Below are 11,287 nucleotides of genomic sequence, written 5' to 3'. Positions count from 1 at the left end.
CGCGATCATCCGCAGCCACCTCAAGCAGCTGCAGTATCGCCCTGACCTCTTGGACGCCTTCCTGGCACACACCGGCCTGATCACAAACCCGAGATCGACATGACACCCCAAACTTTCAGTCTCTGTACTGCGTGGTGTGCGTCGACAACTTCAGCACGGGCACCCCGTCGAACATCGCGGCCTTGACCTCCCACACCGGCTTCGCCGTAGTCGAAAGCGACGTCACAGAGCCACTGATGATCTCCGGTCAGGTGGACCTGCTGCTCCACTTCGCGTGCCCGGCTTCGCCCGCTGACTTCCTGCGGCATCCGATCGACACGTTGAAAGCCGGCAGCCTCGGCACCTTACACGCGCTCGACCTGGCCTGCCGCACACAAGCCCACTTCGTTCTGGCATCGACGTCCGAGGTCTACGGTGACCCGCAGCAACATCCTCAACGCGAAAGCTACTGGGGCAACGTCAACCCGATAGGCCCTCGCTCGGCCTACGACGAGGCCAAACGCTTCAGCGAGGCACTGACCACCGCCTACCGCACCAGCTGCGGTCTCAAAACGGCGATCGTGCGCCTGTTCAACATCTACGGCCCGCGCATGCGCGCTGACGATGGACGCGTCATCCCCACCTTCATCCAACAGGCCCTCACCCACATCCCGCTCACCGTCGCAGGCGACGGAAGCCAAACACGGTCCTTCTGCTACATCGACGACGCCGTACGGGGAATCCTCGCACTCGCAGCCAGTGATCACAGCGGGCCCGTGAACATCGGCAATCCGACCGAGATCACGATCTCCACTCTGGCCCAATTGATCAAGAGAGAGGCGCGGTCACCTTCACCTGTGCACCTCATCGACCGGCCGCAGGACGACCCCCAGCAGCGATGCCCTGACATTTCGGCGGCCAGGGAATTGCTCGGCTGGGAGCCGACCGTGGACCTGGAAGAGGGAATCCGAGAAACGATTCGCCATCAGACACGACGGCACTCCTTGTCGTCGCGCTAAGGCTTGGCCGCATCACCCTTGATGACCCGCGCTGGCCGTCGAAGCCCAGAGAGCCCGCCATGGGCGGGCATGAGGAGAAGCAGGAGGGGACGACATGACACCTCGCTGGACCACCCTCGCCCTTGTGACCTCCGCGGCCATCGCGGCAGCGGGAGCCACGAGCGCTGCTTATCAGAAGGCGGCCGAGCGCGCGGACTTCCGGCGCTTCCCCCCGCCCGGCCGACTCATCACCGTCGATGGCCGCCGTATCCACGTATGGGCGGAAGGCGTGGTGGGGCCGACCGTCGTCATCCTGCCCGGCATGACCGACAACGGCCTGGCCTGGGTCAGCGTGCGACGGCGGCTGGCGCCCGGCCAGCGGGTGTGGCAGTACGATCGGGCGGGACTCGGCTGGAGCCAGGCCGCCCCGTGGTGGCAGTGGCGCGGGTCCCCGGCGCTGGCCGACGAGCTGCACGAGGTGCTGCAGGCTTCCGAGGAACCGGGCCCGTTCCTGCTCGTAGGTCACTCGATGGGCGGAGAGATCGCGCGCTTCTACGCGGCTCGCCACCGCGACCAGGTCGCGGGAATGGTGCTCGTCGATGCGCCCTCCGAGCGCATGACCTGCATGGTCGACGAATTCGGCTGGTGGGAATATGGACCTGTGCGGCACTGGCAGCGGGCTCTCACCTCCGCCGTCATGCCCTGCGGCCTCGTTCGCGCACGGCTGCGCCTGGCGATCCTGCGGGGGCAAGAGCCGGATCTACTACGCAGAATGCGGCAGCGAGTCCCGGCAGAGCTGGTGGAGTTGGGCCTGGCGCTGGAGCTGACCAGCGGGCAGCGCCGCGCCGAGGTCATGGAGGATTTCGGCCGGACAGGGGTGCTCAAAGCCCTGGAAGCCGAACGTAGGCGCTTCGGCGACTTGCCGCTGACGGTCATCTCCAAGGCCCCGCACCCGGCCCCGGGAACCTACTACCACGAGTACTTCACCAACAGGCCGCCGGACGTGGCGGAGCGATACAACCGCGTCTGGGAACGTATACAGACCGATCTGGCCGGCCTGTCCGACAACGGGACGCTGATCGTCGCAGAGAGAGCCGCCCACAACATCCAGGTCGATGAGCCCAAGCTGATTGCCGAGGCCGTCACCGAGATGTGCGCCAAGGTGCGGGCGGCAGGGCAGGGCAGTCGGCCTGATCAGGAGGGTCTATCGACGAAGGCGCACGAAACATAGGGCAGCCGCCGGTCTAGCCGCGGATGCACGCTTGTGCCGCTGCACCTCAAGGCAACGTGGTCGACGGGCAAGGTCATGATGATCGCGTCGCCGGAGTGGCTGGCCTACGCCGCGCTGAGCTTCACGCCGACATCAAGGCACTGCTCCGCCCCGAATCGATCTCCCGTGAGTTGATCTGTGATGGGCTCCTGCCGCAGGAACCAGACAACGTATACAGGTAGCAGAACCGACGATGGGGCGTGGAAATGGCGGAACGACCGATACACGCTGGAGAACTTCGCGACGAGTTGCTGCAACGCATGCAGCAAGATCAGGCAGCGCGCACGTGCGCACCACCGCACACCCCATGGACGGACGAGCAGCACGCCCACCTGACCGCCGTTGACGTGAGCAACACCGCGTTCCTCAAGCGTGTGATCGCTCAGCATGGCTGGCCGGGACGAGACCTGGTTGGTGAACAAGCTGCGCACGCTGCTTGGCTGCTTGCTCAGCACGCCGATCGCGATGTCGCCTTCCAGCGCAGTTGCCTGCCGCTGCTGGAGGAAGCCGCTAAGGCGGGCCAAGCGACATGGGCAGATTACGCCTACCTCGTCGACCGGGTTCGTGTCGCCGACGGGCAGTTGCAGGTCTACGGCACCCAGTACGGGATGCGCGAGGGACGGCTCGAACTCCAACCGGTCGAGGACCTGGATCATCTAGACGAGCGGCGGGCCCGAGCGGGACTGGGTCCCCATGCCGAATACGACCGGATGCACCGCGCGACGTACGGCTGACGGTGTTTCGATCCGAGGATCGGCCAGGGGCCATGCACCAGCCCGACTTTGACAAGACAACAGATAACTTGAAGGCAGCCGCGTGAGATCAGTGTTCACACTCAGGGGAAGGCCGCTCCTCCAGCACGGTTCGGCTGCTCACGCCGCCGGTCCCGCGGGAAGGTTCACCAGTCGTTAGAGTCGAACGTCTCCGGGTCATGACAGGTGGCCCAGACCGCGTCGGCATAACGGCCCGCCTCCCGGTCATGCCACACCGAGCCGTCCACATAGGCCCGATCGCGCTGCAATGCAGCAATCCGATCTCGGAGCTTCTGCTCAGCCTCGCTGACCGGCAACTTCTTCCGTCGGCCCGCCGACCTGGCAGCCGCGCGGACCCGCTCGAATTCGGCCTGTTTGGGCTTGAGCTTTTCGAATTCTGCGGCGATTTGAGCCAGGACTCTAGAGCGCTTGGCGGCGATCTCGCGCAGTTCCGCGAGCAGCACCTTCTCTTCCGGGCTGACCTTGGACTCCTTGCCGCTCTGCCGCACGCCGGTTTCCTGGAAGGTCCTAGTGCGCTGCCGGTCGAAATCGGCCCGCATCTTGAGCAACTCGGCCTCTCGCTCGGACATCTTTAGCCCGAACTTCATCCGAGGAGTCAGCGGCGGCCGCCGGCCGGTCGGAGCGTTAATGCTCATCAACTCATCGTCGCACCAAACCGTATCCTTGTCTTCAGTCAGATCAACGATCAGCTTCGTTGTGATCACGGAAAGCCATTGCGTGACTTACATGCCTCCGTGGACAACCGCAACGCGGGCTCTGCCTCCAGGTAACACGACCTGGCGCAACACCACGATCTTCCGGGGAAGACGTGCATTCGGCTGCCGAGGTGTTCATCGACGGCCGGGACGCTGGTGGATGCCACCCACGACACGTCCCTGGCCGCCGCCGGGCTGACCGTGGCCGAATGGGACGGCCATCACCGGCACCATCCCGGCCTACGAACCGTGCGGGCCGTTGCGGCGACCAGTAGACGGACCCGAACCGGTGCCGAACCCCGACGCCAACGACACCGATGACGCCGACAACGGCGAGCGCTATCAGAAGGCCTTCACCCCGGTGGCTGTGCGAAGTCCGTGCCGAAGCCGCATCGGACGCAGCCCGGCACGGGCCTGCCGATGTCTAACGCCTTTGCCCGCCATATCTACCTGGTCATCGACTTTGAAGGCCGGGCGTCCCGCCGTTCCGGTAGAGGTGACGGTCCTCACCGTCACCGCCGACGGCTTATCGCCGCTGTGGAGCTTTGAACCGCTCATCGCACCGTCCGCAGACGTGCCCGACACCTCTCCTTCGACGTGCGAATAACGGACATCCCGTGGGGATGCTGGCCACGGCTGCCGGACCCGAGCGGGTCATGGCCGATCTCGACCGCCGGCTCGCGGCCCCGCCGTACCAGCTGGTGGCCCATCCCGCGCCCACTGAGGCGGGGTTCATCGCTCACCAGCGGTCACGAGGAACGCCTCACGCGTAGAACCACGTTCACGCTAGCTCAAGCGCCGAGCGGGAAGTCTGCGAACAGCGCCCGCACTTGAGGTACATCGGCGTACGGCTCAAGCCTGCGGATGACGACGAGGGCGCGGTCGTGAGTCCGGTCGCTGGCGACATCCGCCGACAGCTCCAGCATTCGCCGCGCCTGGAGAGCCGCCGCCTCTGGTTCGTTGGCGTCCGTCAACGCCACGGCGAGCCACGACAGGTAGAGCGCGAGTTCCCTCGTGTGGGTGGTGTCGTACCGGGCGAGCACGTCCGTCAGCAGTGGGACCGCGCGGAGCGGGCGCCGCAGTTCCGTGTATACCCTGGCTTCCATGACTTGAAGTTCTCCCGGGTCCACCCAATACAGGTAGGACGGCCCCTCCTGCCCGTGATCGGTGGCCAGGGCCGTGCTTGCTTCCCCGAGCGCCCTCATCGCTGCTTGGGGATCGTTGTCCCGGGCATGAGCCCACGCGAGTCGGTCCCAAGCGAGAGCGCGAGAGCGGGCGGGAGCGTGCATCCCGGCGGCCTTCACCGCCGCTTCGGCCAGTGCGATGCCGTTGCCCGAGTCGTCGCTCACGTTGGTGACCTGGTAGGCGAGTGAGCCGACCAGATTTGATTCGAGCGCGGCGTCTCCCGCCTCTTTGGCCGCCGCGATGCCGAGCCCGTACGCTTGCTCGGCCTGCCGGTGCTGGCCGGCGTCGGATGCTACCCATCCGGCGATCTGGGCGAACTCGCCGATGACGCTGAGCAGCTTCCGTCCGCCGTCCTCCGTGTGTGTGGCCTCGCGGTAGATGCGAACCGCCGCGTCCAGCTCGCGGAACGCGGGCACGATCAGGTCTTCGCCTCCTAGGACATCATCGGCAAGGCGCAAGCTGTGGACCCGGGCGGCTAGATCTTCGATGGTGCTCTGACCAACGCGGCGGCCCACCCTGGCAGCAAGAGGTGCGAGTGGGTTGCCGCCAGGCAGGATCGCCTTGAGGACCTCGTCCGGGCTCTTACGCGGCGGCTTGAGCGGCTCGGCGAACAGGTCACCCTCGTCGATGCTGAATGCGATGCTGTACAGCCGCCGGTATATGTCGCTCGGCTTCCACCTTCCCGCCTCCCAATCGCGGATCTCTCGGATCAGCGATGCCCGCGTCGGGAAATGCGCCTGGACCTCGACGGGCGCGGCCTCGAAGAGGCGTTTCGCCATCTCCTTCTGCGACCAGAAGCGTGCGCCCCGTTCGGCTTTCAACCGCACGGCCCAGGTCGACGGCGGCTTGCGCTCATTGCCCATGGCGTACCTCGCGGGGCTGGGGGTCTCTCCGCTTCTCTCCTCTATCCTCTCCTACCGCCTGCTGTTACGCAGCGTTGTGATGGATCCGTGCACCGAAACACAGACAACCGCGAAGTGATGACCGACGCCGAGCTCCATGCTCTCCTCCGCGTCTCAGCCGACAACGTTCGTCACGTGGTCGCGGAGGCGGCGGCCTCGCTGGACTGGACGGCCCGTCAGCTCTCGGTGCTGAGCAACACCTATCCGGCGTGGGACATCCGCCACGAACCTGATGCGTACGGGCGGTTCATCTGGACGGCCTCCCTTCGCCAGAGGGTCACCGTCTGGATGGTGACGGCCGGGATCGTGCAGAGCGTCAGGCAAGCCGACCCGATCGCGCTCGCTGCCACGCTCGCTTGGCAGTCGTCCCTCCTCCACCACGGGGGCCGGTCCCGCACCGGACCGATATAGGTCACCCTGGCCCGCCGGTTGCCGGTGCTGCAGGCGGCGGGCCGGGGGTCCAGCCAGGCCGTGTCCTGGCAAATCCAGCCCCACCCCGGGGCCTATAAGGGAGACCAGATGAAGGACCGAACGCAGGTCGATGACCTGTACGCGTATGACCTCGATGAGTCCCTGTTCGGGGAGGTCGACGGCACCACCCTGGCGTACGCGCCGATCAACGACCACGAGGACACGTTCGCGGTGTGCGACATGAGCAACCCCGACGCCGGCACCATCCGCCTGCCCGGCGCCGCCTGGCGCAAGCTCGGCCTGGCCATCTAGGCCATGGCACAGCTCCAGGACTGGCGACGACCTCTCCGATCCCGGGGCTCCGAAGACGGCGCGGTGGCGCTTCCATTCGACCGGTCCCGCCACCGCGTCTCCGGCCCTGCCTCCTCCAGGTGGGCGGGGCCACCCTTCCCCAGACGTCCGGCGAGCGCAGTCGCTGGGCCGGGCCGGGGTCCGCGTTGGCGTTCGTGTCCCTCCTGACAGCGGACCCCGGCCCCTTCGAGCAGGCGCGGCGGTGAGCCCCAACACACCCACAGGTCCCGCCGCGCCATTCGGGAGTGATCAATGTGTACGAGTGGGAACCGCACATCCCACGCGGCCACGTCTGCGGACCATCGACACCTCGTGCTGTGGCGAGTACGAACTCGCGTGCGAGGGCGGCGAATACCTCGTCCTGCGCTGGACCGGCGAGGGTGAGAAGCAGCAGGAGGCCGCCAGAGGCGTGTTCCCGCACGCCAAGGCGGTCTTCAACGAGCTCTCCTTGGGGCACCACTGCTTCGACCAGCGAGGGTCTTGGACCTCCACCGACGCCATGCGCCAGCACGTGCCCCGCCCTTGCCGGGCTCCGGCGTAGCTGAAGGAGCAATGCCTGGGCCGACTCTTACTTCCCCCAAAGGTGGCCCTGGGAGCCGTAAGCTCTTCCTTCTCAACTACGGACTGTAGTTATACCTGCATCCTGTCGGGGCAGATCGACAAGCTGCTGGCCAAGCTGGTCCGCGACCGTGGTCATCTCACGGCGAAGCTGGCCGTTGTGGTCATCCAGGCGGAGCATGACCCCGCGCGCGCCGCGCATCTCGGGCACGAAGCGCATGGCGCCGCTACGCAGACCAGTTCAGCGCGTATCCGGCGCGAGCTGCGCACCCTCGACGGCGAACTATGCCATCGGTGGCCTGATCACGCTGACGCGAAGGCGTTCCATGAGGCTCTCGCCACCGTCTAATGCCTGTCGTAGCGCCTCCCGAGCACCTGTACCTGTCGGCCAACCTGACCAACGTCGGCGTGCTGGATGGGGACAATCAGCCCAAGAGACGGCGGCATCCGATGTTGCGCAGCCGGAACTCGCGTTTGTGCGGGGGGAACAACTCATCCCACTTCATGTCGATCAGCGATGGCCACGCACCGCGTCCGGAAGTGCCGGGGGCCGGGCGGGGATCGTTCGATGCGTGCCTTCCTCGAGGGTTCGATCGGAGAGAACGACGGTCGGCGGCAGGACGGGCCGGCCGCTGTTGGCGTACGAGTTCGTGGCGACCAGGCCGCTCATTCGCACGTGCGCCTACTCTGGCCGCGCCCACGTGTTCGGCATCGCCGCCGCCGTTGCGTCCTGCGGGGTGTTGGTGGGGGAGCGCCAGCGATGCCGGTGTCGCTGAGGCGGATGAGAGGCTCGGCTTTCGCTGCGGCAGGGAAGAGGCGGGGAGATTATGGCCGGTGCCGTCTCGCAGAGCGTCCAAGGCCTGCGGCGTGGAGTCGTGCTGGCCGACGGGGCCGAGTGCGCCAGTCCCGCTCATCGCTACCGCGGCGGCGACGGCGGCTGCGGCTCCGCCCGCCAGCAGCAGCGTTCTGGCGCGCACTCGTCCGCGTGGTCGTTCACCCTTTTCGGGCATCTCAGCTCCCCGGCTCTCGTGATCATTACAGTGCGTAGCGTAGGGGCGGCTCTCTGGGGGTCCGGCGGGCTTTGATCTTCCCTTGATGATTCATGGCGTTGTCCTCTTACGCGGTCCGCCGGGTGACCACGCCCCCTGATGGAGGGACGCTCCTCCCGTGGCCCGTCGGGCTGGGCTTTGGATGCATGCTCTCGACAGGGTTCGGCTGAGTGGAAGGGGCCGCCTCGGACGAGGGGCCGTCTCGTCTCAGAAGGCTTACTGGTTGGATACCGAGCAAGAGACAACTCCTTACAGTAGTCTGATGACTACTTTAAGTCATCGAGGTGTTTGGAGTGATGATGCGCCTCCCCCTGCTGATCACCAGTGCTGCTCTGGGTGCCGGCCTCGTCCTCACGGCAATCCCGGCGCAGGCAGCCGCCCGGCCGAACGGGGTCTTCCTCGCCATCTCGGCCAACGGAAATGACACTCTGAAGGCAGTAGGCATCCAGTGTCCGGGCCGGATCGAGCAGCACCCGTTCGGGGAGGCCGCGTGTGGGGCGATCGATGCCGTTGACGGAGACTTCGACCGTCTTCCTGTCAGCCCGCGCCCGTGCAGCAAGAAGCGCGATCCGGTCACCGCGACGATGAACGGCCTGTGGAGGGGGCGGATTATCGGGTGGCAGAAGACCTTTGCCAACGCCTGCCTGCTCGCGGCCAAGACCGGGCCTATTTTCGCTTTCGACCGGATCCTCTTCGATTTCAGTTGACGTGCGTGCACGTTCTCGGGTCTTTGTAAACTGCATTCTATTTCCGTGGCATGGCGTGAGAAGGGTTGTGGTAGATCGGTTGACGTGGTCAACCCCTTTGGAGGTACCTGGTGATTCAGGAATGCCTTCCTCGCGACTGGAAGAGCGACAAGTTCGGCTCTTTTAGTCGGGTTCTCGTCACGAGCGTCTTTATGGCGGCTTTGCTGGACGGCTCAGGTATGGCTTTGGCTCATGCTGAGCCGTATTGTCCGACGGCCTCTGAGCAAGCGCGCCAGATGTTCGACATGGAGAAGTGGTGCGCGCTGATATACGGGGACGCGGCAGCGGGGCGGCCACTTGACTTCGGAAAGCGGCTGGCGGAGTCCCGGCGTGTGCCGGGGAAGGCGGCCCCGTCTGCGAGGCCGAGAGTGCGCTCGACTCCGGAAGCCCCGGTCTCCACAAAGAAGCCGTCCAGGCCACCGGTCGTGGCGAGTACCCGTCGAGGGGAAGAGAGGCAGCGGGAGGCGGCTACGCGGGAGGATCGGCCGTCGAAGTCCGCCTTGGGCCGAAGCGACGACGTCAATCACGTCGATCATCGAAGAGATCGTCTCAACGGCTATCGCCGGCTGTGGCGTGATGCCGAGGTTGGCGGAATCTCTCCGCCGTTGCCCACTCCGTCATCTGCGTCATCGCCGTCGTCTCCTTCGCCTGCGGAGACTGGCAGAAGAAGTGATGCGACGGCCGAGCGGATGGGGACTGCGTCGGATATGCGGGGGCCGTTGGGTGCTGCGCTGATGTTCGGGCTGATGGTCATGCTGCTGGGTGCTGTGCTGATCGTTCGTCGCTTTCGACCGGGCTTGGCAGTTACGGACTCAACGGGCGGGCTTGTCGGGGAACGGGCTGATGGTGGGGGAAACGGAGGCCCGGTGGCTGCGGTCCCCGCGGAGGCGCCTGTGATCGCGCCTGCCGTGTCGGGGTTCGTTGCTGGTGACTGCCGTGCCGAGGAGGCCGAAAGCGAGGTGGAAGTCGCGCCTGGGCCGGGCAGGGCCGAGGCAGACACCGGCGGGAGGGACGTCGTTGGCACGGAGGATGCGGGATCGGCTCCTCATTGCGCGGTGTTGACGGTGTCCGGGTTCGTGGCGGCGAAGGGAAAGGCCAAGGCCGAGGTGCTGGGGACTCCGCGGTTGTCGTATGGCGGGGTAGAGGTCTCCTTCGGTCGTGCGGAGGCGTCCGATCTGTTCGCGCTGCTGTCGACGTCACGGGAGGGCGTCTCGGTGCAGGGCATCATCGACACGTTGTGGCCGGGTGATGGTGAGCGTGGCGCTCGTCTGCTGGAGTCGGCGGTCCGGCAGCTCAACCAGGTGACGCGGCACGCCTGTGGTCTTGGGACGGAGGTGAAGTTCGTAGTGAAGGTGCGGCAGCGGCGGCAGTTGGCGGCCGCCTATTTCGATGTGGACTTCTGGCGGTTCGAGGAAGCGTTCGTGTGTACGGGCACCGTGGAGGGAGAACCGGCGCGGGTTGCCGCGTTGCAGGAGATGCTGGGCTTGTATCGGGGGCCGTTGCTGGATGGGCGTGAGGATGTGTGGATTCTGCCGTTGCGACAGGCAGCTCAGCGACAGGCGGTGAATGCCGTTGAGCGGTTGGCCGCGCTGGTGCGGTCCGATGATCCGGATCGGGCGGTCGACGTCTTGCAGCTGGCAGTGGAACGCATCGATCCGTGCAGCGAGCTGTTGTGGTGCCAGCTCATGAAGATTCAGGGAGAACTCGGCCGGACCTCAGCCGTGCGGCGCTCGTTCGGGTTGTTGAAGGAGCGCTTGGCGGAGATCGACGTGACACCGAGCAGCGAAGTGCGCCAGGTGTGTGAGCGGTTTCTCCACTAATCGACCACGAACGGCAGAGGAGGTAGTGCCATCCTCACGGCGCTGACGGCGCCAGACCGATCTTGACGGAGGGTGTGCTGGTCGCGCATCGAGTAAGTGGCCAGCGTGTCGGCCGTGAGCAGGTAGGTGGGCTGGGTGCCGTAGATGCGGGCCAGCAGGCGCAGGGTGAAGGCGGAGGGGCGTCGGCCTGCTTGCGGCCAGTTCTCGTAGTCGTATAGGCGGGACTCACGCAGTCCCGCGCCGTTGGTGCCAGCGAGGTGGTGGAAGGCGTCGATGGTCTGTGCGGCGGTGAGTCCGGTGGCGTATCGGTAGAGGCGTAGTGGGGTGGCGGGGTGGTCGAGGGCGAGGATGACGGCGATCTGGTCGGTGGTGAAGCCGTGCCGGCGTAGGTATCGGCTGCGGCGGCGGCAGTCGAGAAGTGTCTGGTATCCGGTGCCGGACATGCGTTGACGTCCCCCTTTCGTTGCGCGTGTGGTGGCGCGCGGGTGGCCCCGTGTTCGGGGTTCGGCGGACGTTAGGCGGGCTTGTGGAAGGGGCTCCAGTCTGGGTG

At 66.1% G+C, this 11,287-nt stretch carries 12 protein-coding genes; 9 read left to right on the top strand and 3 right to left on the bottom strand.

Features of this window, described 5'->3' with window-relative positions:
• The first annotated feature begins 131 nt into the window (after positions 1-131).
• The 3 genes from HII36_RS49480 to HII36_RS59410 all read left to right on the top strand — a co-directional run bounded on the left by HII36_RS49480 (position 132) and on the right by HII36_RS59410 (position 2,981).
• Positions 132-998: a GDP-mannose 4,6-dehydratase gene (locus HII36_RS49480; protein ID WP_328808246.1), complete on the top strand. Its 867-nt coding sequence runs from the start codon at positions 132-134 to the stop codon at positions 996-998.
• A gap of 94 nt (positions 999-1,092) precedes the next feature.
• Entirely contained in the window at positions 1,093-2,208 is a 1,116-nt protein-coding gene (locus tag HII36_RS49475) for an alpha/beta fold hydrolase (RefSeq protein ID WP_173530356.1), read from the top strand.
• Between the two features lie 245 nt (positions 2,209-2,453).
• Positions 2,454-2,981, top strand: a complete 528-nt coding sequence (locus HII36_RS59410) for a DUF6624 domain-containing protein (protein ID WP_407940896.1) — start codon at positions 2,454-2,456, stop codon at positions 2,979-2,981.
• A gap of 164 nt (positions 2,982-3,145) precedes the next feature.
• Here HII36_RS59410 and HII36_RS49465 read toward each other — a convergent pair whose 3' ends face one another.
• Together HII36_RS49465 and HII36_RS49460 are read right to left on the bottom strand one after the other, a co-directional pair.
• Complete coding sequence (locus HII36_RS49465) at positions 3,146-3,724, bottom strand: hypothetical protein (protein WP_173530354.1); 579 nt, start codon at positions 3,722-3,724, stop codon at positions 3,146-3,148.
• A 782-nt stretch (positions 3,725-4,506) separates the two neighbouring features.
• Complete coding sequence (locus HII36_RS49460; protein WP_173530353.1) at positions 4,507-5,763, bottom strand: transcriptional regulator; 1,257 nt, start codon at positions 5,761-5,763, stop codon at positions 4,507-4,509.
• A 117-nt stretch (positions 5,764-5,880) separates the two neighbouring features.
• Here HII36_RS49460 and HII36_RS49455 point away from each other — a divergent pair, with 117 nt between their 5' ends.
• The 6 genes from HII36_RS49455 (at position 5,881) to HII36_RS49430 (ending at position 10,737) form a co-directional block, all read left to right on the top strand.
• Positions 5,881-6,213, top strand: a complete 333-nt coding sequence (locus tag HII36_RS49455; protein ID WP_173530352.1) for a hypothetical protein — start codon at positions 5,881-5,883, stop codon at positions 6,211-6,213.
• A 108-nt stretch (positions 6,214-6,321) separates the two neighbouring features.
• Positions 6,322-6,525, top strand: a complete 204-nt coding sequence (locus tag HII36_RS49450) for a hypothetical protein (protein WP_173530351.1) — start codon at positions 6,322-6,324, stop codon at positions 6,523-6,525.
• A gap of 301 nt (positions 6,526-6,826) precedes the next feature.
• Positions 6,827-7,105 (top strand): hypothetical protein, encoded by a 279-nt coding sequence (locus HII36_RS49445; protein ID WP_173530350.1) that lies wholly within the window; start codon positions 6,827-6,829, stop codon positions 7,103-7,105.
• Positions 7,106-7,147: 42 nt separating this feature from the next.
• The gene (locus HII36_RS49440) at positions 7,148-7,471 is read left to right on the top strand and encodes a hypothetical protein (protein ID WP_173530349.1); all 324 of its coding nucleotides are present in this window, start codon (positions 7,148-7,150) and stop codon (positions 7,469-7,471) included.
• 996 nt (positions 7,472-8,467) lie between these two features.
• Positions 8,468-8,878, top strand: a complete 411-nt coding sequence (locus tag HII36_RS49435; protein ID WP_236004869.1) for an SSI family serine proteinase inhibitor — start codon at positions 8,468-8,470, stop codon at positions 8,876-8,878.
• A gap of 758 nt (positions 8,879-9,636) precedes the next feature.
• Positions 9,637-10,737 (top strand): AfsR/SARP family transcriptional regulator, encoded by a 1,101-nt coding sequence (locus HII36_RS49430; protein WP_173530347.1) that lies wholly within the window; start codon positions 9,637-9,639, stop codon positions 10,735-10,737.
• Here the strand turns inward: HII36_RS49430 and HII36_RS49425 are convergent.
• Positions 10,734-11,180, bottom strand: coding sequence for a helix-turn-helix domain-containing protein (locus HII36_RS49425; RefSeq protein ID WP_173530346.1), 447 nt, complete (start codon positions 11,178-11,180; stop codon positions 10,734-10,736). The genes HII36_RS49430 and HII36_RS49425 overlap by 4 nt on opposite strands.
• Positions 11,181-11,287 lie beyond the last annotated feature (107 nt).

It is taken from the genome of Nonomuraea antri (genome assembly GCF_013283785.1).
In the GTDB taxonomy this organism is placed as follows: Bacteria; Actinomycetota; Actinomycetes; order Streptosporangiales; family Streptosporangiaceae; genus Nonomuraea; species Nonomuraea antri.
Note: the sequence above shows the minus strand (reverse complement) of the source record. Positions and strands in the feature narration are given on the sequence as shown.